The organism is Citrobacter sp. MGH105 (assembly GCF_001037485.2).
GTDB classification, from domain to species: Bacteria; Pseudomonadota; Gammaproteobacteria; order Enterobacterales; family Enterobacteriaceae; genus Citrobacter; species Citrobacter portucalensis.
The window spans coordinates 1,813,867-1,838,003 of sequence record NZ_CP073048.1 but is presented as its reverse complement, the minus strand read 5'-3'; the positions used below and the strand labels follow the sequence as shown (position 1 = coordinate 1,838,003).

Below are 24,137 nucleotides of genomic sequence, written 5' to 3'. Positions count from 1 at the left end.
GATCAGGCAATAGTAACTTTGCTGTCCAGATAAACGTCCTGTACGGCGTTAATCAACTTAACGCCGTCGGCCATGGTTTTCTTGAACGCTTTACGCCCCAGAATCAGCCCCATACCACCCGCACGTTTGTTAATAACCGCCGTACGTACTGCATCGCTCAGGTCGGTATCGCCGCCAGCCGCCCCGCCAGAGTTAATTAACCCGGCGCGCCCCATATAACAGTTCGCCAGTTGGTAACGCACCAGGTCAATTGGATTCTCGCTGGTCAACTTGGTATAGACGCGATCATCGGTATAGCCAAAATTAACCGCTTTATACCCGCCGTTATTTTCCGCCATTTTCTGCTTAACGATATCCGCTCCAATAGTGGCAGCCAGATGGTTAGCCTGCCCGGTAAGATCAGCGGAAACATGGTAATCCACGCCATCTTTTTTAAACGCGGAGTTACGCAGATACGCCCACAGCACGGTAACCATACCCAACTCATGGGCGCGCTCAAACGCTGCTGAAATCTCTTCAATCTGGCGGCGAGATTCCTCAGAACCGAAATAGATAGTTGCCCCTACCGCAACCGCACCCATATTGAACGCCTGCTCTACGCTGGCATACAGCGTCTGGTCAAAAGTATTCGGATAGCTGAGCGTTTCGTTGTGGTTAATTTTAACGAGGAACGGGATACGGTGCGCGTAGCGGCGGGAGACAGAAGCCAGCACACCGTAAGTTGATGCCACGCAGTTGCACCCTGCTTCGATAGCCAACTCCACAATATTCTTCGGATCAAAGTACAGCGGGTTAGCGGCAAACGAAGCCCCAGCAGAATGCTCTACCCCCTGATCCACCGGTAGGATTGACAGATACCCTGTCCCGGCAAGCCGCCCCGTGTTATACAGCGTCTGCATATTACGCAGCACGGCAGGCGGCCGGTTGTTATCCACCATTACGCGATCGACGTAATCATGTCCAGGCAGGTAAAGTTGGTCAGAAGGAATGGTCATACAACGATGCTGTAAAAGGCTGTCGGCATCTTTGCCAAGCAACTGCGCAATATCAGTCATAGCTATGCTCCCGTAAGTTCCAGTTTAAAACCGGAATATGGATTGTCCTGACCCGCCTTTTTGCGGGCAGCATTAAGCCTGGTACCGACTGCACTTTTTTTCCATCTTTAGCGCACTTTTCAGCAACTTCTGCTGGCTCGATTCAGGAAAAAATAATGTTAAGACGGTCAAAGTTTAACCCCAAAGGTATTTTAAAGGTATTATTGAATGGTACTATCAGCGCGTACCTTACCTGTCATGAAGGATTTAAAGATGAAAACTACAGTTAAGCTGTCGTTCATGATGTTTGTAGAGTGGTTTATCTGGGGCGCCTGGTTTGTACCACTGTGGCTGTGGCTGAGTAAAAGTGGCTTTAGTGCCGGAGAGATCGGCTGGTCCTACGCCTGCACAGCCATTGCGGCGATCCTGTCGCCCATTCTGGTCGGTTCAATCACTGACCGCTTTTTCTCCGCGCAAAAAGTGCTGGCGGTGTTGATGTTCGTCGGCGCTATTCTGATGTACTTCGCCGCCCAGCAAATCACCTTTAGCGGATTCTTCCCTCTGTTACTGGCCTATTCGTTGACCTATATGCCGACGATTGCGCTGACCAACAGTATTGCTTTTGCCAACGTACCGGATGTTGAACGTGATTTCCCGCGCATCCGCGTGATGGGGACCATTGGCTGGATTGCCTCCGGTTTGGCCTGCGGTTTCTTACCGCAAATGCTTGGCTATAACGACATCTCACCCACCAATATTCCCCTGCTTATCACTGCCGGAAGCTCCGCATTATTAGGCGTTTTTGCCTTCTTTTTACCGGATACGCCGCCAAAAAGTACCGGCAAAATGGATTTCAAAGTTATGCTGGGTCTGGATGCGCTGATCCTGCTGCGCGATAAGAACTTCCTCGTCTTCTTCTTTTGCTCTTTCCTGTTTGCGATGCCACTGGCGTTCTATTACATCTTCGCCAACGGCTATCTGACAGAAGTCGGAATGAAAAACGCCACCGGCTGGATGACACTGGGCCAATTCTCTGAAATCTTCTTTATGCTGGCGCTACCGTTTTTCACCAAACGCTTTGGCATTAAAAAGGTATTGTTGCTTGGTCTTATTACTGCGGCGATCCGCTACGGATTTTTCGTTTACGGCGGTGCGGAAGAATATTTCACTTACGCCCTGCTGTTTCTCGGCATTCTGCTGCACGGCGTCAGTTACGACTTCTATTACGTCACGGCTTACATCTATGTCGATAAAAAAGCGCCGGTCCACATGCGCACCGCAGCGCAAGGGCTTATCACCCTCTGCTGTCAGGGGTTCGGCAGCCTGCTCGGTTACCGTCTGGGCGGCGTAATGATGGAAAAAATGTTTGCTTATCAGGAACCGGTTAATGGTCTCACCTTTAACTGGGCTGGCATGTGGGGATTTGGCGCGGTCATGATTGCCGTCATTGCCGTGATGTTTATGATTTTCTTTCGCGAATCAGACAAAGAAATCACCGCCATTAAGGTGGACGATCGCGATGTAGCGTTGAAACAAGGGGAAGTAAAATGAAAGCAGAACGTATTCTCGGTGCTCTTTATGGGCAGGCGTTAGGGGATGCGATGGGCATGCCGTCGGAACTGTGGCCAAGAACCCGGGTTAAAGCACACTTCGGTTGGATCGACCGTTTTTTGCCCGGCCCTGCGGAAAATAATGCCGCCTGCTATTTTAACCAGGCGGAGTTCACTGATGACACGTCCATGGCACTGTGTCTGGCAGATGCCCTGCTTGAGTGCGACGGCGAAATTGTGCCAGACGTTATTGGTCGCAATATTCTGGCCTGGGCCGAGCAGTTTGATGCTTTTAATAAAAACGTGCTCGGCCCGACCTCGAAAATTGCGTTGAAAGCTATTCGTGACGGTAAACCGGTCGCCGAACTGGAAAACAACGGCGTGACCAATGGCGCGGCAATGCGCGTTTCCCCGCTGGGATGCCTGCTGCCCGCCCGCGATCTTGATGCCTTTATCGATGATGTGGCACTGGCCTCCAGCCCAACGCATAAATCGGATCTGGCTATCGCGGGAGCCGTTGTCGTCGCGTGGGCGGTATCGCGCGCCATCGACGGAGGAAAATGGTCAGAGATTGCCGACGCGCTACCTGCCATTGCCCTGCATGCGCAGCAAAAACGAATCACCACCTTTAGCGCATCGCTTTGTGCACGCCTTGAACTGGCGCTGAAAATCGTCCGTAACGCCGACGGCGTCGAGTCCGCCAGCGAGCAGTTGTATCAGGTTGTGGGGGCAGGAACCAGCACCATTGAGTCCGTTCCTTGCGCTATCGCCATGGTTGAGCTGGCACAGACCGATCCTAACCGCTGCGCCATTTTGTGCGCTAACCTCGGCGGCGATACCGACACCATCGGGGCGATGGCAACCGCCATTTGTGGTGCATTACACGGCGTGAGCGCGATCAACCCAGCATTGAAGCAGGAGTTGGATGCGGTGAATCAGCTGGACTTTACCCACTACGCCAACGGGTTAATGCGACTGCGCGAGCAGCGGGAGGCGCTATGAGCAACACGCATCTGCAACAACTTCTCTCGCAGTTACGTACACAGCGGCCAGTAACGGTGGTGGGTGCGGCGGTGATTGATGTCATTGCCGATGCGTATGCCCTCCCCTGGCGCGGCTGTGACATCGAGCTCAAGCAGCAAGGTGTTAACGTTGGCGGCTGCGCACTCAATATCGCCGTCACGCTTAAACGTTTAGGTATCGATGCCTGCAATGCTCTACCACTGGGCCAGGGAGTGTGGGCCGATATTATCCGCAACCGGATGGCAAAAGAGGGACTGCACAGCCGGATCGACAATGCCGAAGGCGATAACGGCTGGTGTCTGGCGCTGGTGGAGCCGGATGGCGAGCGTACCTTTATGTCTTTTAGCGGCGTTGAGAATCAGTGGAATGCCGCCTGGCTGGCACAGCTGGATATCCCACGTCATAGCCTGGTGTATTTTTCGGGTTATCAGCTAGCGTCCCCGTGCGGTGAATTGCTGGTGCAGTGGCTGGAAGGTCTGGAAGAGGTGACACCATTTATCGATTTTGGCCCGCGCATCGGCGACATTCCCGAGCCCTTACTGGCAAGAATTATGGCCTGTCGTCCGCTGGTTTCCCTCAATCGCCAGGAGGCGGAAATTGCTGCCGAGCGGTTTGCATTGAGTCAGGATGTGAAAGGTTTTGGCGCAGAATGGGTGCAGCGTTTCACCGCACCGGTGGTCGTGCGGCACGATAAAGACGGCGCATGGTATTTCAGCGCACAGACATCCGGCTGCGTACCGGCATTTGCAACGGCGGTCGTTGATACTATCGGCGCAGGTGACAGCCACGCTGGCGGCATGCTGGCTGGGCTGGCGTCTGGCTGGACGCTGGCCGACTCAGTGCTGTTAGGTAACGCGGTGGCGTCCTGGGTAGTTGGGCATCGCGGCGGCGATTGCGCCCCGTCACGCGAGGAGCTACTCCTCGCACACAAAAACGTATAGATCGCTACGACAGTAACTGATGCTGTATTCAATAGGCCGTTGCTGCTGGTCAAGCGCTACCTGCTTGATCACCAGTACCGGCACTTTGCTATCCATTTGGATGTGCGCCTGGAACTCTGCGTCAGGCATTCTGGCGCTAACACGTGAGCGCGTACGCTGCGGGAAAATATGCTGGCTACGAAAATAGTCATACAGCGAAACACCGATGGCATCCACGTCATGAATTAGATGTGCGGGTACCCAGGACTCTTCAATAGAGACTGCGTCTTCGTCAACGTAACGAATGCGTTTGAGCAGGAAAACATCACTCCCTGCGACAACAGCCAACTGCTGTGCCACCTCTTCCGGGCAAGGCACAATTCTTTTGTTAACCCACAACGTATCCGGTTTTTTACCGCGCAACACCACCTGCTGAGAAAAACCGCGCGCTTCTTTAAGCGAATACTCGAAGATATTGTTAATTTGCGTTCCGTAACCGCGGGCACGTGTTACTACACCTTCTTCTTCCAGGGCCTGCATCGCCTTACGTACCGTAATCCGAGAAACGCCGGTCAACTGGCTGAGGTCGCGCTCGCCGGGCAGGATATTGCCGTGCTCCAGGATCCCACTGCGCACAGCATTCTTCACCGTCTGCGCAAATTTCATATACAGCGGCGTGTTATCCGCCGCTGAAATACGTTCATTCAGTTGTGCGATAAGCTGGGTATGCGCTTGTTCCATTTATCTTTTTCCTGGCCGCCGTTTCTGCAGCCAGTATACCCATTACCACCACGCGTGGAAATGATGCACCGGACCGATTCCTTCGCCAACTTCCAGCGTGTCGGCCTGTGCCAGCGCCGCTGAAAGCCACATTTTGGCTTCCTGTACGGTATCGGCCCAGCTGTTATGGCGCGGACGCAGGGCTGCCAACGCCGCCGATAGCGTACAACCGGTGCCATGGGTGTTTTTGGTCATCACCCTTGGTGCGGTAAAACGCTGCTCACCATCGCGCGTAAAGAGCCAGTCGGGGCTTTGCGCATCATCCAGATGACCGCCCTTCATCAACACTGCCTCGCAGCCCAGCGCCCGTAGCGCCCTTCCCTGCTCTAACATCTCCTGCTCAGTTTGCGCATGCGATGCCCCGAGCAGTGCAGCAGCTTCGGGTAAATTAGGGGTGATAATCGAAACCTGCGGCAACAAACGGGTACGCAACGTTTCTACCGCCGAGGGCGACAGCAACGGATCGCCGCTTTTCGCCAACATCACCGTGTCCAGCACCACATTTTGTACCCGATGGCGACGTAAACGTTCGGCAACAGCTTCGACAATGTCCGTCTCAGCCAACATACCGATTTTAGTCGTATCAATACGCACATCATTGAACACAGAATCCAACTGCGCGGCGACAAAATCAGGTTCAATGCGATACACCGACTGCACCCCACGCGTATTTTGCGCCACCAGCGCCGTGATAACGGAACAGCCGTAAGCGCCCAGCGCCGAGAAGGTTTTTAAATCAGCCTGAATACCCGCGCCACCGCTTGGGTCGGTTCCGGCGATCGTTAATGCGTTAATCCGTTTCATGCTTGCTCCTGGGCTTTCAGGTTATAGAGGGCGTCGAGAAATGCCGGGACAAAGCTACCCGGTCCGTTTGATTGCCCGGTGGCGATTTGCCCGGCCTGTTTCATCCAGCTACAGGCGGAGGCGACGTTATCAAGTCGGTCACCACGTAAAGCGCAACTGGCCGCAACAACCGCTGAAAGAGCACATCCGGTGCCCACCACGCGAGTCATCAACGGGTCACCACCGTCCACGCAAACGGTACGCTGACCATCGGTGACGTAATCCACTTCGCCGGTCACCACGACAATGGTCCCAATCTGACGAGCCAGCGCCTGCGCTGCCGGAAGCGCAGCGACAGCCGTATCGGTTGTATCCACGCCGCGTCCCCCACCGTTCATGCCGGCCAGAGCAAGTATTTCCGAAGCGTTGCCACGAATAGCAGCAGGCTGTAGTGACAATAATTCCAGGCAGAAGCGGCGGCGAAACTCAAGCGCACCTACGGCAACGGGATCGAGCGTCCACGGGGTTTTAGCATTCTGAGCATGCTCAACTGCGGCACGCATCGCCGCGGCCCGCTCCCGAGTTAAGGTGCCGACATTAACCAGCAACGCACTGGCAATGGCGGCGAATCGGCTGGCTTCTTCAGGCTCGATAACCATCGCAGGCGATGCGCCCAGCGCCAGTAATGTATTGGCAGTAAAGCTTTGCACGACCTCATTGGTCATACAGTGTGTGAGCGGGGATAAGATTCTAAATTGGTACAAGGTGTGAGCCGCGAGCGCGCGGCTGTGCAGGTCAGGCTGCATGGTTCAGCTCCTGCCCGCGCGAAGAAGGGACACGAGCAGTGTCAGACTTCCCTACGCTGGCATTATCCAGATCAGGTGGTACGGGTATTTCTCAGCCTTCACCAGGAAGGGCACCCCGAGTCGTTGAAACACAAATATAATATTCAGGTTTCAGCAACAGGATACTGCCTGCGCTTAACGATGTAAAATGGCGCACTCCGCACTCGCGCAGTGAATCTACTGGTGACGATTGCCGGATTTCTGTACTTTCAGTTACACTTTTTACGAAATTACTGGAGTGATCACAAAATAATGCTTGTCAGATGTCCTGTTAGCCAAGAATCATACATGACTGATTTTGATGACCCGAACAGGTAGAGAGGATGGGTATGAAGAAGAAAATGTTGCTGGGCGCGCTGTTGCTCGTAACCAGCACCGTCTGGGCCGCGCCTACAGCTACTGCTGCCGCAAAGGGTATTGATCAATATGAGCTAAAAAGTTTTATTGCCGATTTTACCCATTTCAAACCCGGTGACAAAGTGCCACCACTGTATCTCACCGAAGAATACACCATTAAACAGTGGAATCTGCGCAACCTGCCCGCACCGACCGCAGGCACCCATTGGACCTACATGGGCGGCGCGTATGTGTTGGTCAATGATGCCGATGCTAAGATCATTAAAGCCTACGATGGCGAGATTTTTTATCATCGGTAAAAAAACGCACCCAGTATAGTTGGGTGCGTAAATTTCTTGCTTTACTTACTTTTTAATTATAGTCAATAACGACCTTTACCCGACTCATTGTTTCTCCCGCAGTGACTTTCCCTGCATACGTTCTGGTGCGGGCGTAAATATTGATTGGTACTATATTCGCTTTCACATCGCCAGATCGATACAGGTTACTTCTGCCATAACCAATACTCGTTGAACCGTCCATTGATAACTGAAATCCTACCGACCCTGCGCTATTCGCCGCAGTACCATAATCGTTGGTCAGGGTCATTGAATCCTCCGCCAATGGACTCATCGGTTCAAAATAAAATAACAGATTATCAGGCGTAAACTTCAGATTTCCAGCCCCACTGGCCTGACAGGTGAATATTACCGGGTGAAGCTCAAATTTTTTCTTATCAAGATCATTAATATTTATCCTTCCCAGATCAATTTCCTGATTACCAAAATAGCAGGTTGTGATATCGACCATAATCGTGACATTTAAATTATAATTTAATTTTTTTGAACTACAGTTATTCTCATTTCCCTGACAGTATTCAAGGCTCAACTCAGTAACGAGAGGGATCGTCGCACCAGGGGCGATGATCGTTGCGGCCCCGCGGTCTGGGGCCTCAACAATTGAATAGTTCAGAACTAAACCCGCCATATCAAAAAAATCTGACAATGTATACTTTGCTTTATTTGCAACAATATCCTTTGCTTGATAACTCACAGAAAAGGAAACAATGTAATATTTACTGCCTACCTTAAAAGCATATTCACTGCTATGCAAGATGGCCATTGCGGCCTTCAACCATGCCTTCTCCTGTGACTTACAGTCCAGTACAACAGTGCCATCCTGGCCAGAAGCAAAAACACCACCATCAAGTACACCGGACATCGCATCTGGGGTGAAAGAATATGCTCCCGTAATATTTGGTGGAGGAACAAAATCACATTTATCAGCCTGTGCCCAAAAAGAGCATAATGTTAATACCGTTAACAGTATCCATCTCATCATCATTATCCTTTTACTGGCATGAGTATGTCTTACTGGCATCAATTTCCTGATTGAAGGAGATTGTGCAGTAACGTCCTTGTTGTTTATCAATGGCAACTTTGATTTTTGCAGGCACGTCATTAGTACGAATAAACAACATACTGCCTTGCCCAACCAGACCAATGTTTTCGCCCTGTTCGCTTTCGACCTCATAACCAAAGGTTAATGGTGATCCATCCGAGCGCAATGCTTTAAAGTACCAGGGTTTACGCTGGTCGGTATCAAATTGCGCTTTGACCACTGCCCCACGATATGGAGCAACACTTTTACGGTTACCCTGTAATTCTGTTTCGCTATTGGTATTAGAGACATCCAGTGTCAGCATATTCTCACGGTACGCACTCATACCATCATATACCACCGTACCTTTACTGTTTGTCTCCCGATATTTCTGCCCATTGATATAAGCGCCTTCAAGTCCGGGGGCGTCTACGATGGCGAAAGTCTCAGAAAGGTGGTTTGCCAGGTTTATACCGCCAGCCCATGCCACAATCCCACCGGAGATACTGCCACTGCTTTGTTTATATTTTGTGGATTGACTATAACTACCGTTAACCGTTGCAACAGGAGCACGCCACGTCACATTTGCCCCTGCGCTGGTTTCGCTGTCTTGTCGTTGATGGCTCAGGTTTACACCATAGTTAAATTGATCGCGATCGCCTGCGATCCCACTAATACCGGTATTATTTGATGCAAAACCATCATCATCAAATGTGGTCGAGTTAGAGAGATATACCTGTCGCCGTGGCGTGGATATACCATCTCCCCAGTTAAAGGGTATGGAGATAAAGATGTTGAAACGTTTATCTTCATTATGATCTTCATCGTAGGTTTGGCTAGCAGAAAGCGTATAGCTAATCCGTTGCCAACTATTGGTGTAGCTCAGTTGATAATCTTTATTACTACCGCTACGTCCCCAGTAGTCACGCCATAATGTGCTTAATGATACGGATCCCCACCCCTCAGGAAGCGATTGATTGATGTTGGCTGTAAAACTGTTTTTACGACCGAAATCATACTGATAATAATCAGCAATATCGTAGACATCATTTTCATCACGATGATAACTGTTTTTATTATTCGCCCATACGTGATCGTTAAATGTACGATAGTCACGAGAAGAATATCGGTATGCCGCTAAACCAAATCGCGTCCCTGTCTGCGTAAGATATTTATTCCACGCAACCTGGTAACTCTGGCCATCAAAAACGTCACCATTATCCTGTTTACTATGTGACTGCGTGGCGTCAAAAGAAACAGCGCCAATGCGCGTATTCCAGCCTGTTCCCAGCGTAAAGGCATTATAGTTATCCCCTAGCATTGTGCCGCCATACAGCGTTAATAGATTATTAAAGCCATACTGATAACTGGCCTGAACGAAATCACTTTGGTTGCTGGCACCTTCAATATGGCTGCGACCCGCGACAAAATCATACTTTGACACACCAGGCTGCAACATATTGGGTACAGACGAATAAGGAACCAGATAGGTCGTAACGGTACCATCCGCTTCTTTCACGCTAACGTCGAGGTCCGACCCACCGCCTGCTAACTGCAAATCGGCAATTGAGAAGGGGCCCGGCGGTACCTCTTTTTGATAGACAACAAAACCATTTTGTTCAATAGTGACAAGGGCATTACTTTGTGCAATCCCTTGAACTAACGGCGTAAAATTCTGTTTTGAGTTTGGGAGCATCTGCATATCACGATATAAGCGTACCCCGCGAAACCGCACGGTATCAAAAATATCTGATGATGTGTACATATCGCCCGCGCGCAATGTGCCCAAAATTTCCGGGATCCCGCGCTCCAAATAGAGAGTATTACTCTTCCACTCACCATTACTATCATCAGTCTTATTGTAACTGGCATCAGAATGTAGTTGCCAACCTAATAAATTCAATCCGCTATTAAAACGAGCAAAAGTATTTTTACTGTTACCGGAGTCTTTATAATCGCTATAGTATTGGCTCACATAATAGGACGTATACAGCGCATTAATCCCCCGATCCCAGTTTTCAGGCTCGACGTAACCGTATTCAAGTTCATTGACGAAAGCCTGCGGGACATTGAGATCAAGGCGAAATCGGCTCACATCAAAAGTCGCCCCTCCCCCCTGAAGTGCAGTTTTTAAAGGTACACATTGTGCATCTTTATCGACTTTAATCCCTTCAGACTTAATCCCAAGACGATGAACGAGATCCCACGTCAAACACGTGTCATCAGGTTCATCTTTGACATTCAATTCATATTTCCCACGCCATTGGTTGTTAAGATAAATATCTAGATCATAGGTTCCGGAAATCGGTTTTTCACCATCAAATCTAAAGTCACTGACCTTTTCCCCCTTTAATCCCCCCATCATAAAATGGGTATCAAATGTTTCTTCTTCAGCAAATAGTTGACCCGAGAACAACAGAAAAAATATCGCGGAAGCAAGTGGAGTTATCCTTAACATGGCCACACCTCATATTATTTAACTCTGATCGTATCGCTAACATAATTACCGCGATCATCAATAATAGTCACAACATACTGATTGCTGCCATTGTTTCTCAGTTGGAGAAGTTGACTGGATAATGGTGGCAATAAAATAGTTTTACCATTTAACTGAACTTTGTTCGCTTCAATCTTGGGGATGGTAATCCAGTTCGCAGTAGCATTATTTAAATTTAACCCGCCATTGCCGCGAGAAAAACTTAACTTTTTAATGCTATTTTGTGTGACCGACTCAATACCCTTAGGTCGGTACAGCATTTTTAATCTGTTCTGCATGGCAAATTTTAGCGTATTCTTCCCATCTTGATTATTTGTATTTGGGGGTATATCCAGCACATTAAAATAAAAAAGACTTTCTTTATCATTTGGTAAGTTATTGGCGATTTTTTTGATTTTTATTTGCTGACCTGAATTACCTTTAACACGGATAACCGGCGGAGTCAGCAAAAATGGTACATCTATTTTTTCCGGAGGTAATGTAGTATCGCCATCATCAATCCAGGATTGTACCAGTGATGCCCTGGTACTCTCATTCATCAACTGAACGACAATTTCTTTTTGATCAGCCGGATAAATAACACGGGTGCCATAAATCACGATATCAGCGTGTGCCGGGAGCGTCAGTGCTATCAGGCCTGAAAGTAAAATCCGTTTCATAATACACTACCTTATTGATAGCGCTATATTGTCGAGTCATCCCGACAATATAGCCATTTAGAATTAATCAGTTTCAACTGTAAATTTTATCGTAGATTTTACATCGCCAGCTTTAACAACCTGAGCCAGTCGCGCCCATCGCGCATCAAATTTCAAGGTGTACTTGACACCTTCATTTCCAATGGACTCACCTTTCAACCCGCTAACATCCACAACCTGGTCGTTCTCGTTGATATTAACGAAACTCGTGGCGGTGTTATAAAAATCAACAGCGAACCCTACGCCGGTAGTATCGCCACCATCATCCTGTAATAATCCCGGATGTTCCGAGAATTTAGTTGGTGAAAAGGTAATATTTTTCAACTCTACCGTAGACGGACAAATAATTTCAATTGAATCTGCATCGGTATTCCACACTTTTGTACTGCTAACAGCGCCGATACCAATTTTATACACATCAGAAGTTGAAATTGTACCCATGTCAATAATTGCAGAGTCACCACCATTGGAATTAAAATGACAAGATGACCCTTCTACTGTCGCTTGAATGATTAACTGTCCCTCATCAGTAATTTCAGCAGCATGCGCCATACCGAAAGATAAAAATGGTAACATCGCAAAAGAAATAATGGATCTTTTCATAGGTCATTCCTTATTAATTTTAATAAACACATCCTTTTAACAACTTCGAAATCAAAATGTCACGAGAATAATTTTGACGCAATATGAAATGATGTTTTATTTGATTTAACGCAAATTTCACTAAGCATTATTTAAGCATAAGATAATACTTATTTAAGTAATTCACGATAATAATAAATAACGGAAAGCAAATGTAATAGAAGGGAAAATTAAAGAGACGGCAGTATTACGCTGGGTAAAACTGCCGTTTGACAAGATTCATTCTGAGGTCATTAATCGTAGGTATTGAGCACTATTTGCCGTGTCGTATCACCCGGTAACATCACACGTTGCGTATTGACACCCCGGTAGTTTGGTTTGTCGCTTCCAACCGTCAATCGAACCGCATCTGCCTGGCAATCATTTTGAGGCTCGCCACCTGTCATATCGATATGGCAGGTGGACTCAACAACATGCCCGATGATTGTTAACTTTCCATCGATTGTATCAGAAGCCAAAGCCTGCAAACTCATTCCATAAGCCAGAGTAATAACTCCCAAGAATAAACTTTTCTTCATTGTGTTCATTATTCCTGTAATGGGTGGGAAACAGCGTACAAGCCGCCTGCACTGAGTATTATCAGTTAACTCCCCTATTTGAACCAATTGAAATTGTAGATTAATGGGATAGATTTGATCAATTGTAATGATGCATTGAGGTGATTTATTCGGAAAAAGGCATGAATTATAAACGCAGAATGAACAATATCGTGAGATTTTTAAATTTAATATATTCACCGCATCAATAATACATTGATGCGGTGAATATCTGTAACGCTATAAATTACACCGCGCGGAAGGCAATTTCGCCCGGAATAACCTCTCCCTGCCAGTAGAGCTGTGCAGCCACTCGTCCTGCCAGGTCGCGGTAAATAGCAGTAAATTCGCTTTCAGGACGGCTAATCACCGTCGGCGTACCACGATCGAGGTCCTCACGCAGAGAAATATGCAGCGGCATCTGTCCCAGCAGTTGAGTGTGATACTGCTCGGCCAACTTCTGTGCCCCACCGGTACCGAAGATCGGTTCATGGTGACCGCAGTTGCTGCAAATATGCATACTCATATTCTCAACAATACCCAGTACCGGCACTTCGACTTTTTCGAACATCACGATGCCCTTTTTCGCATCGATCAGCGCGATATCCTGCGGCGTAGTGACAACAACCGCGCCCGTTACCGGAATGTTCTGTGCCAGCGTCAGCTGGATGTCACCGGTGCCCGGCGGCATATCCAGTACCAGATAATCAAGATCCGGCCATAAAGTTTCCTGCAACATCTGCAGCAGCGCTTTGCTGGCCATTGGGCCGCGCCATACCATCGCGTTATCGTCAGTGACCAGATAACCAATGGAGTTCGTTGCCAGACCATGAGACATGATCGGTGCCATGTGGGTACCATCTGGCGAGGTTGGACGCTGGTTTTCCGCGCCAAGCATTGTCGGGATAGACGGACCATAAATATCGGCGTCCAGAATCCCTACCTTCGCCCCTTCTGCAGCCAGCGCCAGCGCCAGGTTCACGGCGGTAGAGGATTTACCCACGCCACCTTTACCTGAACTGACGGCGATGATGTTTTTCACACCATTAATACCCGGCTGGTTTTTCACACGCTTCAACGTCGCGATGTTATGCGACAGTTTCCAGTCGATCGCTTTCGCACCGGTAATACGCAGCAGATCGGCGCTACATTGCTCTTTTAAGTCCTCAAACGCGCTATGCCAGACAAACGGCATGACCAACTCAACGTGCAGCGTGTCATCCATCCAGGCGACGTGGTGCAACGCTTTAAGCGTCGTCAGATTATGCTTCAGGGTTGAATGCTGAAAATTCGCCAGCGTCCCGGCAACCATGGCGCGCAGGGTCTCTGGTGATTTGGCCTGGGATTGTGCGTTCATCCCGACTCCTTTTTGTTGTTCTGAATATACAATAGTCACCAGGTAGTTTACTCCAACCGCAACAATTATTCATTTACGGATAAATGCCCTTATCGCTTGGCGCAGTAATTACCATTTTGGTACTATCAAAGCCCTTTTCACTACAAAAGAAGTAATTGCCCACTATGACTCAAGTCGCGAAGAAAATTCTGGTAACGTGCGCGCTGCCGTACGCCAACGGCTCAATCCACCTCGGCCATATGCTGGAGCACATCCAGGCTGATGTCTGGGTCCGTTACCAGCGAATGCGCGGCCACCAGGTTAACTTCATCTGCGCGGACGACGCACACGGTACGCCAATCATGCTGAAAGCACAGCAGCTTGGGATCACGCCAGAGCAGATGATCGGTGAAATGAGTCAGGAGCATCAGACTGATTTTGCAGGTTTTGACATCAGCTACGACAACTACCACTCGACGCACAGCGAAGAGAACCGTGAGTTGTCTGAGCTGATTTATACTCGCCTGAAGGAGAACGGTTTTATTAAGAACCGCACAATCTCCCAGCTTTACGATCCGGAAAAAGGCATGTTCCTGCCGGACCGTTTCGTTAAAGGCACCTGCCCGAAATGTAAGTCTCCGGATCAGTACGGCGATAACTGTGAAGTCTGCGGCGCAACCTACAGCCCGACCGAACTTATCGAGCCGAAATCCGTCGTGTCTGGCGCAACGCCGGTGATGCGTGACTCCGAACACTTCTTCTTTGATCTGCCGTCATTCAGCGAAATGCTGCAGGCGTGGACGCGCAGCGGCGCGTTACAGGAGCAGGTCGCCAACAAAATGCAGGAATGGTTCGAATCCGGCCTGCAACAGTGGGATATCTCTCGCGATTCCCCGTACTTCGGTTTTGAAATCCCGAATGCGCCTGGCAAGTACTTCTATGTCTGGCTGGACGCGCCAATTGGCTATATGGGTTCATTCAAAAACCTGTGCGATAAGCGCGGTGACACCACCAGCTTTGACGAATACTGGAAGAAAGATTCCGACGCCGAGCTGTATCACTTCATCGGTAAAGATATCGTTTACTTCCACAGCCTGTTCTGGCCTGCCATGCTGGAAGGCAGCAACTTCCGTAAACCGACCAACCTGTTTGTACACGGTTATGTGACGGTGAACGGCGCGAAGATGTCCAAATCTCGCGGCACCTTCATTAAGGCCAGCACCTGGCTGAAGCACTTCGATGCCGACAGCCTGCGCTACTACTACACCGCGAAGCTTTCTTCACGTATTGATGACATCGACCTGAACCTGGAAGACTTTGTCCAACGCGTTAACGCCGATATCGTCAACAAAGTAGTCAACCTGGCATCCCGTAACGCTGGCTTTATTGCTAAGCGTTTTGACGGCATTCTGGCGGCTGAGCTGGCCGACCCGGCTCTGTATAAAACCTTCACCGACGCCGCAGCGGTGATTGGCGAAGCATGGGAAAGCCGTGAATTTGGTAAAGCTATCCGTGAAATCATGGCGCTGGCCGACGTGGCAAACCGCTACGTTGACGAACAGGCCCCGTGGGTGGTGGCTAAACAGGAAGGCCGCGATGCCGACCTGCAGGCGATCTGCTCCATGGGTATCAACCTGTTCCGCGTGCTGATGACCTACCTGAAACCGGTTCTGCCAACGCTTGCTGAACGTGTTGAAGCTTTCCTGAACAGCGAACTGAGCTGGGATGCCATTGAGCAGCCACTGCTCGGCCACAAGGTCAACACCTTTAAAGCGCTCTACAATCGCATCGACATGAAACAAGTTGAAGCGCTGGTTGAGGCGTCGAAAGAAGAAGTGAAAGCAGCTGCTGCACCGGTTACCGGCCCGCTGGCTGATGACCCGATTCAGGAAACCATCACCTTTGACGATTTCGCCAAAGTTGACCTGCGTGTAGCGCTGATTGAAAACGCCGAGTTCGTGGAAGGTTCCGACAAACTGCTGCGTCTGACGCTGGATCTCGGTGGTGAGAAACGTAACGTCTTCTCTGGTATTCGTTCTGCGTATCCAGATCCGCAGGTCCTGATTGGCCGCCAGACCATTATGGTTGCCAACCTGGCACCACGTAAGATGCGCTTCGGCATTTCCGAAGGGATGGTGATGGCCGCAGGTCCTGGCGGGAAAGATATCTTCCTGTTAAGCCCGGACGAAGGTGCAAAACCAGGCCAACAGGTGAAGTAAATCAAACATCTCAAGCGCTGCAACCGCAGCGCTTTTTTTTGCTACGCAAGTACTTCCTCTAATCTTAACCCCTGCTCCATTTTCGGACTGCTTCGTTGTTAATATTAGATTTATTCTATACTGCTCTGGTATCAAGGTAGTCCGGGCTCACCAGATTCGTGGACGTTATTATTTAACATTCGATATTCATGAAATGGAGTTTTACATGAAAGCGTTACAAAAATTATTTTCTCTCGCCGTGGCATCGATTGTGGTTTTTTCCCTGGCGGGATGTGGTGATAAAGAAGAGACAAAAACATTCAATGCCAACATTAATGGTTCTGATATCACCGTCTCTTACACCTATAAAGGTGATAAGGTCCTGAAGCAAATCTCCGAAAGTAAAATTAGCTATGCGTCAGTCGGTGCCAGCAATAAAGAGGAAGCAGCAAAAGTATTCGACGCATTAAGCGCCAAATATCAAAACATTACTGGCATAGAAGAAAAACTCACCTATTCAGATACCTACGCGCAAGAAAATGTCACTATCGATATGGAAAAAGTTGATATAAAAGCGTTGCAGGCCATTTCAGGGATGAAACTCTCTGAAAACGCCGATAAAAACATCAGCATGAAGCAAATGCAAACGGTAATGGAATCGGCGGGTTTTAAAGAAGTGAAGTAAACCATCGGCGACCCGATGTTAATCGGTGTCGCCCATTTTTTCTTTATGGTTTCGCGTTATGTACCCGTGATGTCAAACCACGCAGAAAATAACGCAGGAACTGATCGCCGCATTCGCGATAGTTCTTATGATCAGGGGCACGCATCATGGCGGTAATTTCCGGCATCGACACACGGAATTTCTGCTCGGTCATAATAGCCAGAATATCGTCGGTTTTCAGCGAAAAGGCGATACGCAGCTTTTTCAGCACCGTATTGTTATTAACACGACGCTCCAGCGCCAGTTCCGGTGCAGAATCATCTTTACCACGCAGATGATAAATCAGGCCGTTTAAAAAACCGGAGAGAATGATATCCGGGCAACGAACAAACCCAGCCTCATCTTCTTTTGTCATCCAGGTATCGAAACCTGCGGAGGTGGATTCCATGTCAGCAAGCGCAAGAATACGCACCATGTCGTTATTGTTCGCTTTCAGGGTGTAGCGCAGGCTACGAAGAATATCGTTACTTAGCATAGAGCCTTCAACTGTCGGTGATGCAATGGCGCGCAGTGTATCAGTTTTACAGTCCAATCGCCTCTTTTAGACTTTTAAGATAACGACGACTCACCGGAACGGTCAGTCCGTTACGCAAAATCAGTTCCGCCTGACCGTTGTCTTCCAGACGGATCTCCTGCAATTGCGCCATATTTACCAGATATTGCCGATGACAACGCAGCAGAGGAGTACGGCTCTCCAGCGTCCTGAGCGTCAACTCAGTGAAGCCTTCTTTACCATCGCTGCTCGTCACATACACACCACTCATGCGACTGCTGATAAACGCCACATCATCCATTTGCAGCAAATAAATCCGACTATGGCCGCTGCACGGAATAAACTTCAGCGCCTGCTGATTTTCTGGCAGCAGCGACACATCCTGCTTGGTGCGCTCCTGACGCAAACGGATCAGCGTTTTTTCCAGCCGTGCTTCTTCAATCGGCTTGAGCAGATAATCAAACGCATGTTCTTCGAAGGCTTTCACCGCATACTCATCAAAGGCGGTCAGAAAAACAATGTACGGACGATGCTCGGGATCAAGCATGCCAACCATTTCCAGGCCGCTGATACGCGGCATCTGAATATCAAGGAACAGAACATCCGGACGCAATTTATGCACCGCGCCAATGGCTTCCACCGCATTCGAACATTCACCGACAATCTCGATGTCGCTTTGCTCTTGCAACAGGATCCGCAGATTCTCCCGGGCTAACGGTTCGTCATCGACAATCAGCACTTTGATCATGCCAGTTCCTCCAGAGGAAGTCGTAAAGTGATTCGGGTAAAGCGGTCAGGTTCACACGCTACGCTGATGCCAAAATCATCGCCAAACCGCTCGCGCAGTCGTTTATCGACCAGATTCATACCCAGTCCACTGGCTTCTGAGGTTGGCTGATACAGCCCGGCATTGTCTTCGATATCCAGCATCAGATATTGCCCTTCGCGACGGGCGGTAATCGATACTTCACCGGTATCCAGTAACTGAGAAGTACCGTGTTTAATGGCATTCTCCACGATGGGTTGCAGAGTAAAGGCGGGTAATTGCTGATGCGAAAGTTCTTCTGGCACCGTCAAGGTCACCTGAAGACGTGACTGGAATCGTGCCTTTTCAATTTGCAGATAAGCATTAACGTGTTCAATTTCATCTGCCAGCGTCACAATTTCCGACGGGCGTTTTAAATTTTTACGAAAGAACGTCGACAGATACTGCACCAGTTGGCTGGCCTGCTCGCTATCGCGTCGGATCACAGCTTTGATGGTGTTGAGAGCATTAAACAGAAAATGGGGATTGACCTGGGCGTGCAGGAGTTTTATTTCCGACTGCGTGAGCATCGCTTTTTGCCGCTCATACTGCCCGGCCAGAATTTGCGCCGAAAGCAGTTGGGCGATCCCTTCCCCCAGCGTACGGTTGATCGAACTAAAGAGGCGGTTTTTGGCTTCATAAAGTTTGATGGTCCCCATTACCCGCTGGTTTTCACCTCGCAGGGGGATCACCAGCGTCGAGCCTAATTTGCATTGCGGGTGCAAAGAGCAACGGTAAGGAACTTCATTCCCATCGGCATACACCACCTCTCCGGTTTCAATCGCGCGTTGGGTATATGACGATGAAATAGGTTTTCCGGGTAGATGGTGATCGTCACCAATACCGGTAAATGCCAGCAGTTTCTCACGATCGGTAATCGCCACCGCACCGATATCCAGCTCTTCATACAGCACCTGAGCAACCTTCATGCTGTTAACCTCGTTGAATCCCTGGCGCAAAATACCTTCCGTTGAGGCGGCAACTTTGAGTGCTGTGGCGGAAAAAGCGGAGGTATATTTTTCAAACATCGCCCGTTTATCGAGCAAAATACGCATAAATAATGCGGCGCCCACGGTATTGGTCACCATCATCGGCGCGGCAATATTGCTGACCAACCGAAACGCATCATCGAACGGACGCGCAATTAATAAGATGATCAGCATCTGCACCAGTTCGGCAACAAAGGTAATCGCCCCCGCGGTCAGCGGACTAAAGACTTTATCGGTACGACCACGACGGGTAAGCACGCTGTGCACCAGCCCGCCGAGCAACCCTTCCACAATGGTCGAGATCATGCAGCTAAGCGCAGTCATCCCCCCCATCGAATAACGATGCAAACCGCCGGTAAGACCAACTAAACCGCCAACCACCGGGCCGCCAAGCAGCCCGCCCATCACCGCGCCAATAGCGCGAGTGTTAGCAATAGAGTCATCGATATGCAGCCCGAAATAGGTGCCTAAAATGCAGAAAATGGAAAAAGTAACATAGCAAAGCAGTTTGTGCGGGAGTCGGATAGTCACCTGCATCAGCGGGATAAACAAACGCGTTTTGCTCATGAGCCACGCGATAACGAGGAACACACACATCTGCTGAAGCAGCAGCAACACCAGATTAAACTCGTACATACCCGCCAACCACACATCACTTAAAAGCGCGTAACATACATGGGCTGCGTATAACTTTCTTTGAAGTGTTGCAAAAAAAGACGAATTTGTGAGAACGATCACTCGAAAGCGCGAGCATGGTTACAAATTCACCCATTCATAGATCAAAAAACAGACAAAACTACCTGGTTCGCAAAAGAGCGTCTAAAGTAAAACTGGGACCTCGCGAGCAAGAGTGAGACGACGATGGCGCTTTACACAATAGGTGAAGTGGCTTTGCTTTGTGATATCAACCCTGTCACTTTACGCGCGTGGCAGAGGCGTTACGGATTACTTAAACCGCAGCGGACAGACGGCGGGCATCGCCTGTTTAACGATGCGGATATCGACCGGATCCGCGAGATAAAACGCTGGATAAACAACGGTGTTCAGGTCAGCAAGGTTAAAATGTTGCTCAGCAATGAGAGCATTGATGTGCATAACGGTTGGCGTGAACAACAAGAGACGCTGTTGAGCTATTTGCAAAGTAATAATCTGCATAGCCTCAGACTGTGGATCAAAGAGCGCGGCCAGGATTATCCCGCGCAAACGCTCAACACCCATTTGTTCATTCCGTTGCGCCGACGTTTGCAATGCCAACAGCCGATCCTGCAGGCGTTACTGGGGATCCTCGACGGCGTACTGATCAACTATATCGCGATTTGTCTGGCCTCAGCACGTAAGAAACAGGGGAAAGATGCTCTGGTGGTTGGCTGGAACATTCAGGATACGACCCGTTTATGGCTGGAGGGTTGGGTCGCCAGCCAGCAGGGATGGCGCATTGACGTCCTTGCCCATTCGCTGAACCAACTGCGACCGGAGCTGTTTGAAGGTCGCACCTTGCTTGTCTGGTGCGGCGAGAACCAAACGCCCGCTCAGCAGCAACAGCTGAATGAATGGCGCGCGTTGGGTCACGATATTTATCCACTCGGCATTTAATATTCTATTAACAAACGTGTACAATCCTTGAATTCACATAAGGAGTGCATAATGAGCGCAGCTAAAATCGGTGTCATTACCCTCTTCTTGCTGATGGCCATCGGCGGTATCGGCGGTGTCATGCTGGCAGGCTATACCTTTATTTTACGTGCCGGGTAAGATGTCTCGCTAATTTATCAAACCCGCGGTCAACAATTACCGCCGCCAGCGCGACCAGCAGCGCCCCCTGAATCACATAGGCGGTATTGAACCCACTCAGCCCGATAATAATCGGCGTACCCAGCGTGTTCGCCCCAACGGTTGAGGCGATGGTTGCGGTGCCGATATTAATAATCACCGACGTGCGAATCCCGGCCAGAATCACCGGGGCCGCCAGCGGCAACTCGACTTTACGCAGCCGCTGCCCCTGACTCATGCCCATTCCGCTGGCAATATCCATCACGCTGGGTGAAATTCCTCCGAGTCCGGCCAGCGTTGCCTGCAAGATCGGTAATACACCATACAGGATCAACGCGATAATTGCCGGTTCAGGACCAAATCCCATCACCGGTACAGCTATCGCCAACACCGCAACTGGCGGAAAGGTCTGCCCCACGGCGGCAATGGTTTCCACCATCGGCCGGAATTCCGCGCCCCAGGGCCGGGTTACCGCTATACCGGCCCCGGTGCCAATGAGTACGGCAATCAGGCTTGAAATCCCCACCAGGCAAAAATGGCTCAGTGCCAGCGCCGCAAAACTTTCCTGCTGATACACGGGACGCGGTAGCGCCGGAAATAGCGCACTGAACAAGGCCTGACTATGAGGCAACCCAACTAACAGGACCAGAAACAGGACAATAAGCCATAACAACGGATCAGCAAGACGTTTCACGGGTCGGCATCTCCGAAAGCAAATCACGAAAATGAAGCGTCCCGCAGGACAACCCCTGCGGGGTCACGACCGGCAAGACGTCGCAACCGCGTGCTACGAACACCGACAACGCATCACGCAGCGTCATTTCATCTACCAACGGTTCACCGGCTGTGTGTTCACCGCGACGGATAAAATCCCCTACCGTGCGAAGCGACAACAGACGTACGCCCAGTTCACTACGGCCAAAGAATGTTTGCACGAATTCGTTCGCCGGTGCTGTCAGCATCGACAGCGGCGTGCCCTGCTGTACTACCTTTCCTGCATCCATCAGAACCAGATGCTCCGCCAGCCTTAGCGCCTCGTCGATATCATGCGTCACCAGCACAATGGTACGCCCGAGCAGACGATGAATACGCGTCATCTCCTGCTGCAGCGCACCACGTGTGACCGGATCCAGCGCGCCAAAAGGCTCATCCATCAGCAGTACCTGCGGATCTGCCGCCAGGGCACGCGCCACTCCGACCCGCTGCTGTTGCCCGCCAGACAGCTGATGCGGATAACGATGGCGCAAACTGTCCTCAAGACCCAGCAGCGCCATCAGTTCGTCTGTTCGGTCATCAATACGAGAACGCGACCACTTTTGTAGCTGCGGCACCGTGGCGATGTTCTGCGCGACTGTCCAGTGGGGAAACAAGCCAATCGACTGAATCGCGTATCCCATGCGCCGCCTTAACTCCAGCACCGGCAGGCTGCGGATCTCTTCCCCGGCAAAGCGAATCTGTCCGCTGTCATGTTCAACCAGCCGATTGATCATTTTCAGCGTGGTGGATTTCCCGGAACCTGACGTGCCAATTAACACCGAAAAGCTGCCCTCCCCCAACCGCAGGTTAAGGTCGTCAACGGCTGTTTGCTGACCATAGGTTTTACTGACATGGCGAAATTCAATCATTGTTTGTTACCTTCAACAGCGCGAGCCCTAAATCAAACAGCGCATCAATCAATACTGCCAGTACCACAACGGGGATCACGCCCAGCAACACTAAATCGACGGCGCTACTGAGCAATCCCTGAAAGACCAGCGCGCCAAATCCCCCTGCGCCAATCAGCGCAGCAATCACCGCCATTCCCACCGTTTGCACCATCACTACCCGTAAACTGCGCAAGAAGACCGGCAATGCCAGCGGGAACTGCACCGAGACAAACCGCTGGAAAGTGTTCATCCCCATCGCTCGGGCGCTTTCCAGTACATCCTGCGGCACCTGATTCAACCCAGCCACAACGCCACGAACCAGCGGTAACAGCGCATACAGCACTAACGCAATAAGCGCAGGCGTCAGGCCGGTTCCGGCGACGCCGAGCGAACCCAACAAAGGAAAGTGCTTCACCAACCCGGCAAGGGGCGCAATTAACAGGCCAAACAGCGCGACTGAGGGAATGGTTTGGATGATATTCAGTACCGCAAAAACCGGCCCCTGACGGGAGACAGAGAAAGCACACCAGATGCCCAACGGCACACCAATAAGCAGCGCGGGCACCACGGTAGCGAACAGAATTGTCAGATGCTGCGTCAGGGCGTCGTTGAAGACATCCTGACGGTTGGCATATTCTTTAAGCAGGGAAAGATCGTTAAACGTGCCGGAGAACAAAAGCACCAGCGGAAAAATAAACATTTGCGCGTGTAACAGCCAACGCCATGATGCCAGCTCGGTTATGCGACGAATAGCGTCACTGGCGGCCAGCAACATTAGTCCTAGCCCCAACCAGAACCCGCTGCCCAGGCTGGTTCTGGCCAGTGGACTTCCCGTCTGGGCCAGATACGTTGCCGTTGTTCCTGCGGTTACCAGCGCTGCAATAACCAGCAACTGGCTAATAACAAGGGTCAATATATTGCCGGGCTTTCCCGGTACAAAGCATAGAAGAAACAGCAGCAAACAGGCTACTGCCAATCCCCACGCCATGTCGGGCCGGATATCCCAGAGTTGGCGCCCCTCACCGGAGACCAGGCGATTAGGCGCATAGCTAATGAAAGGCAGCGCTGCCGCCGCGAAGGTAAGAAGTACCAGTAACAACAGCACCCGATTAACTGAAATCTTTGACAAAACACCCACCTGCTGCAAACTCC

The 24,137-nt window shown here is 50.2% G+C and carries 24 protein-coding genes and 1 riboswitch; of the genes, 8 read left to right on the top strand and 16 right to left on the bottom strand.

Annotated features, from left to right (window positions below; genetic code table 11):
* Positions 1-2: 2 nt before the first annotated feature.
* Positions 3-1,055, bottom strand: coding sequence for a class I fructose-bisphosphate aldolase (gene fbaB / locus SK35_RS08605; RefSeq protein WP_003834421.1), 1,053 nt, complete (start codon positions 1,053-1,055; stop codon positions 3-5).
* Positions 1,056-1,307: 252 nt separating this feature from the next.
* Between fbaB and SK35_RS08600 the strand changes: the two genes are divergently transcribed.
* Genes SK35_RS08600 through SK35_RS08590 form a run of 3 tightly spaced genes read left to right on the top strand, consistent with a single transcriptional unit; the run spans position 1,308 to position 4,548 of the window.
* Positions 1,308-2,585 (top strand): nucleoside permease, encoded by a 1,278-nt coding sequence (locus SK35_RS08600; protein ID WP_048215936.1) that lies wholly within the window; start codon positions 1,308-1,310, stop codon positions 2,583-2,585.
* Positions 2,582-3,586 carry an ADP-ribosylglycohydrolase family protein gene (locus tag SK35_RS08595; protein WP_008785234.1) on the top strand — a complete coding sequence of 335 codons (1,005 nt, stop codon included), beginning with the start codon at positions 2,582-2,584 and terminating at the stop codon, positions 3,584-3,586. Before SK35_RS08600 ends, SK35_RS08595 begins: the two co-directional genes overlap by 4 nt.
* Positions 3,583-4,548, top strand: a complete 966-nt coding sequence (locus SK35_RS08590; RefSeq protein ID WP_048215935.1) for a PfkB family carbohydrate kinase — start codon at positions 3,583-3,585, stop codon at positions 4,546-4,548. The genes SK35_RS08595 and SK35_RS08590 overlap by 4 nt, the downstream gene beginning before the upstream one ends.
* Here SK35_RS08590 and SK35_RS08585 read toward each other — a convergent pair.
* From SK35_RS08585 to thiM, 3 genes are read right to left on the bottom strand one after another with little or no spacing between them, the layout of a single operon-like run.
* Positions 4,522-5,268, bottom strand: coding sequence for a GntR family transcriptional regulator (locus SK35_RS08585; protein WP_008785236.1), 747 nt, complete (start codon positions 5,266-5,268; stop codon positions 4,522-4,524). The genes SK35_RS08590 and SK35_RS08585 overlap by 27 nt on opposite strands.
* A 42-nt stretch (positions 5,269-5,310) precedes the next feature.
* Positions 5,311-6,111 carry a bifunctional hydroxymethylpyrimidine kinase/phosphomethylpyrimidine kinase gene (thiD, locus tag SK35_RS08580; protein ID WP_048215934.1) on the bottom strand — a complete coding sequence of 267 codons (801 nt, stop codon included), beginning with the start codon at positions 6,109-6,111 and terminating at the stop codon, positions 5,311-5,313.
* On the bottom strand, positions 6,108-6,896 hold the full coding sequence (gene thiM / locus SK35_RS08575) for a hydroxyethylthiazole kinase (protein WP_048215933.1): 789 nt from the start codon (positions 6,894-6,896) through the stop codon (positions 6,108-6,110). The genes thiD and thiM overlap by 4 nt, the downstream gene beginning before the upstream one ends.
* A 31-nt stretch (positions 6,897-6,927) precedes the next feature.
* Positions 6,928-7,024: riboswitch (TPP riboswitch) on the bottom strand.
* A gap of 240 nt (positions 7,025-7,264) precedes the next feature.
* On the opposite strand from thiM, the gene SK35_RS08570 reads away from it, so the two are divergent.
* Positions 7,265-7,591, top strand: a complete 327-nt coding sequence (locus SK35_RS08570; RefSeq protein WP_032941982.1) for an RcnB family protein — start codon at positions 7,265-7,267, stop codon at positions 7,589-7,591.
* 52 nt (positions 7,592-7,643) lie between these two features.
* Here SK35_RS08570 and SK35_RS08565 read toward each other — a convergent pair whose 3' ends face one another.
* The 6 genes from SK35_RS08565 to apbC form a co-directional block, all read right to left on the bottom strand.
* Positions 7,644-8,651, bottom strand: coding sequence for a fimbrial protein (locus tag SK35_RS08565; RefSeq protein WP_131820873.1), 1,008 nt, complete (start codon positions 8,649-8,651; stop codon positions 7,644-7,646).
* Positions 8,623-11,109: a fimbrial biogenesis outer membrane usher protein gene (locus SK35_RS08560; RefSeq protein ID WP_048215931.1), complete on the bottom strand. Its 2,487-nt coding sequence runs from the start codon at positions 11,107-11,109 to the stop codon at positions 8,623-8,625. The genes SK35_RS08565 and SK35_RS08560 overlap by 29 nt, the downstream gene beginning before the upstream one ends.
* 14 nt (positions 11,110-11,123) lie before the next feature.
* The gene (locus SK35_RS08555) at positions 11,124-11,807 is read right to left on the bottom strand and encodes a fimbria/pilus periplasmic chaperone (protein WP_048215930.1); all 684 of its coding nucleotides are present in this window, start codon (positions 11,805-11,807) and stop codon (positions 11,124-11,126) included.
* A gap of 63 nt (positions 11,808-11,870) precedes the next feature.
* Complete coding sequence (locus SK35_RS08550) at positions 11,871-12,449, bottom strand: fimbrial protein (protein ID WP_053071037.1); 579 nt, start codon at positions 12,447-12,449, stop codon at positions 11,871-11,873.
* A 272-nt stretch (positions 12,450-12,721) separates the two neighbouring features.
* Positions 12,722-13,006: a DUF2574 family protein gene (locus tag SK35_RS08545; RefSeq protein ID WP_048215929.1), complete on the bottom strand. Its 285-nt coding sequence runs from the start codon at positions 13,004-13,006 to the stop codon at positions 12,722-12,724.
* A gap of 265 nt (positions 13,007-13,271) precedes the next feature.
* Positions 13,272-14,381 (bottom strand): iron-sulfur cluster carrier protein ApbC, encoded by a 1,110-nt coding sequence (apbC, locus tag SK35_RS08540; protein ID WP_048215928.1) that lies wholly within the window; start codon positions 14,379-14,381, stop codon positions 13,272-13,274.
* Positions 14,382-14,545: 164 nt separating this feature from the next.
* Here apbC and metG point away from each other — a divergent pair, with 164 nt between their 5' ends.
* Together metG and SK35_RS08530 are read left to right on the top strand one after the other, a co-directional pair.
* Complete coding sequence (gene metG, locus SK35_RS08535) at positions 14,546-16,579, top strand: methionine--tRNA ligase (RefSeq protein WP_048215927.1); 2,034 nt, start codon at positions 14,546-14,548, stop codon at positions 16,577-16,579.
* Between the two features lie 205 nt (positions 16,580-16,784).
* Entirely contained in the window at positions 16,785-17,243 is a 459-nt protein-coding gene (locus SK35_RS08530) for a YehR family lipoprotein (protein ID WP_032943976.1), read from the top strand.
* Between the two features lie 43 nt (positions 17,244-17,286).
* Here SK35_RS08530 and SK35_RS08525 read toward each other — a convergent pair whose 3' ends face one another.
* The 3 genes from SK35_RS08525 to SK35_RS08515 are packed head-to-tail and all read right to left on the bottom strand — an operon-like array spanning position 17,287 to position 20,205.
* On the bottom strand, positions 17,287-17,757 hold the full coding sequence (locus SK35_RS08525; RefSeq protein WP_003834454.1) for a DUF1456 family protein: 471 nt from the start codon (positions 17,755-17,757) through the stop codon (positions 17,287-17,289).
* Between the two features lie 46 nt (positions 17,758-17,803).
* Positions 17,804-18,523, bottom strand: coding sequence for a two-component system response regulator BtsR (gene btsR, locus SK35_RS08520; protein ID WP_003840155.1), 720 nt, complete (start codon positions 18,521-18,523; stop codon positions 17,804-17,806).
* Positions 18,520-20,205, bottom strand: a complete 1,686-nt coding sequence (locus SK35_RS08515) for a sensor histidine kinase (protein ID WP_003834458.1) — start codon at positions 20,203-20,205, stop codon at positions 18,520-18,522. Before SK35_RS08515 ends, btsR begins: the two co-directional genes overlap by 4 nt.
* Positions 20,206-20,430: 225 nt before the next feature.
* Here SK35_RS08515 and mlrA point away from each other — a divergent pair, with 225 nt between their 5' ends.
* Both mlrA and SK35_RS08505 read left to right on the top strand, forming a co-directional pair.
* Complete coding sequence (mlrA, locus tag SK35_RS08510; protein ID WP_003027351.1) at positions 20,431-21,162, top strand: HTH-type transcriptional regulator MlrA; 732 nt, start codon at positions 20,431-20,433, stop codon at positions 21,160-21,162.
* Between the two features lie 51 nt (positions 21,163-21,213).
* Positions 21,214-21,321 carry a protein YohO gene (locus SK35_RS08505; RefSeq protein ID WP_003027354.1) on the top strand — a complete coding sequence of 36 codons (108 nt, stop codon included), beginning with the start codon at positions 21,214-21,216 and terminating at the stop codon, positions 21,319-21,321.
* On the opposite strand, the gene SK35_RS08500 is transcribed toward SK35_RS08505, so the two are convergent.
* Genes SK35_RS08500 through SK35_RS08490 form a run of 3 tightly spaced genes read right to left on the bottom strand, consistent with a single transcriptional unit; the run spans position 21,302 to position 24,123 of the window.
* Positions 21,302-22,033 (bottom strand): ABC transporter permease, encoded by a 732-nt coding sequence (locus SK35_RS08500; protein ID WP_048215926.1) that lies wholly within the window; start codon positions 22,031-22,033, stop codon positions 21,302-21,304. The two genes, SK35_RS08505 and SK35_RS08500, sit on opposite strands and share 20 nt — an antisense overlap.
* On the bottom strand, positions 22,017-22,964 hold the full coding sequence (locus tag SK35_RS08495; RefSeq protein ID WP_048215925.1) for an ABC transporter ATP-binding protein: 948 nt from the start codon (positions 22,962-22,964) through the stop codon (positions 22,017-22,019). The genes SK35_RS08500 and SK35_RS08495 overlap by 17 nt, the downstream gene beginning before the upstream one ends.
* Positions 22,957-24,123, bottom strand: coding sequence for an ABC transporter permease (locus tag SK35_RS08490; protein ID WP_048216408.1), 1,167 nt, complete (start codon positions 24,121-24,123; stop codon positions 22,957-22,959). Before SK35_RS08490 ends, SK35_RS08495 begins: the two co-directional genes overlap by 8 nt.
* Positions 24,124-24,137 lie beyond the last annotated feature (14 nt).

What these genes read in the sequence shown, in the direction of transcription:
- thiM (WP_048215933.1), bottom strand. Translation starts at nt 6,896, where the DNA reads ATGCAGCCTGACCTGCACAGCCGCGCGCTCGCGGCTCACACCTTGTAC.
- fbaB (WP_003834421.1), bottom strand. Translation starts at nt 1,055, where the DNA reads ATGACTGATATTGCGCAGTTGCTTGGCAAAGATGCCGACAGCCTTTTA.
- SK35_RS08545 (WP_048215929.1), bottom strand. Translation starts at nt 13,006, where the DNA reads ATGAAGAAAAGTTTATTCTTGGGAGTTATTACTCTGGCTTATGGAATG.
- SK35_RS08525 (WP_003834454.1), bottom strand. Translation starts at nt 17,757, where the DNA reads ATGCTAAGTAACGATATTCTTCGTAGCCTGCGCTACACCCTGAAAGCG.
- SK35_RS08515 (WP_003834458.1), bottom strand. Translation starts at nt 20,205, where the DNA reads ATGTACGAGTTTAATCTGGTGTTGCTGCTGCTTCAGCAGATGTGTGTG.
- SK35_RS08495 (WP_048215925.1), bottom strand. Translation starts at nt 22,964, where the DNA reads ATGATTGAATTTCGCCATGTCAGTAAAACCTATGGTCAGCAAACAGCC.
- SK35_RS08505 (WP_003027354.1), top strand. Translation starts at nt 21,214, where the DNA reads ATGAGCGCAGCTAAAATCGGTGTCATTACCCTCTTCTTGCTGATGGCC.
- SK35_RS08530 (WP_032943976.1), top strand. Translation starts at nt 16,785, where the DNA reads ATGAAAGCGTTACAAAAATTATTTTCTCTCGCCGTGGCATCGATTGTG.
- SK35_RS08600 (WP_048215936.1), top strand. Translation starts at nt 1,308, where the DNA reads ATGAAAACTACAGTTAAGCTGTCGTTCATGATGTTTGTAGAGTGGTTT.
- SK35_RS08590 (WP_048215935.1), top strand. Translation starts at nt 3,583, where the DNA reads ATGAGCAACACGCATCTGCAACAACTTCTCTCGCAGTTACGTACACAG.
- mlrA (WP_003027351.1), top strand. Translation starts at nt 20,431, where the DNA reads ATGGCGCTTTACACAATAGGTGAAGTGGCTTTGCTTTGTGATATCAAC.
- metG (WP_048215927.1), top strand. Translation starts at nt 14,546, where the DNA reads ATGACTCAAGTCGCGAAGAAAATTCTGGTAACGTGCGCGCTGCCGTAC.
- SK35_RS08565 (WP_131820873.1), bottom strand. Translation starts at nt 8,651, where the DNA reads ATGCCAGTAAGACATACTCATGCCAGTAAAAGGATAATGATGATGAGA.
- SK35_RS08555 (WP_048215930.1), bottom strand. Translation starts at nt 11,807, where the DNA reads ATGAAACGGATTTTACTTTCAGGCCTGATAGCACTGACGCTCCCGGCA.
- apbC (WP_048215928.1), bottom strand. Translation starts at nt 14,381, where the DNA reads ATGAACGCACAATCCCAGGCCAAATCACCAGAGACCCTGCGCGCCATG.
- thiD (WP_048215934.1), bottom strand. Translation starts at nt 6,111, where the DNA reads ATGAAACGGATTAACGCATTAACGATCGCCGGAACCGACCCAAGCGGT.
- SK35_RS08595 (WP_008785234.1), top strand. Translation starts at nt 2,582, where the DNA reads ATGAAAGCAGAACGTATTCTCGGTGCTCTTTATGGGCAGGCGTTAGGG.
- SK35_RS08560 (WP_048215931.1), bottom strand. Translation starts at nt 11,109, where the DNA reads ATGTTAAGGATAACTCCACTTGCTTCCGCGATATTTTTTCTGTTGTTC.
- SK35_RS08570 (WP_032941982.1), top strand. Translation starts at nt 7,265, where the DNA reads ATGAAGAAGAAAATGTTGCTGGGCGCGCTGTTGCTCGTAACCAGCACC.
- SK35_RS08585 (WP_008785236.1), bottom strand. Translation starts at nt 5,268, where the DNA reads ATGGAACAAGCGCATACCCAGCTTATCGCACAACTGAATGAACGTATT.
- SK35_RS08550 (WP_053071037.1), bottom strand. Translation starts at nt 12,449, where the DNA reads ATGAAAAGATCCATTATTTCTTTTGCGATGTTACCATTTTTATCTTTC.
- btsR (WP_003840155.1), bottom strand. Translation starts at nt 18,523, where the DNA reads ATGATCAAAGTGCTGATTGTCGATGACGAACCGTTAGCCCGGGAGAAT.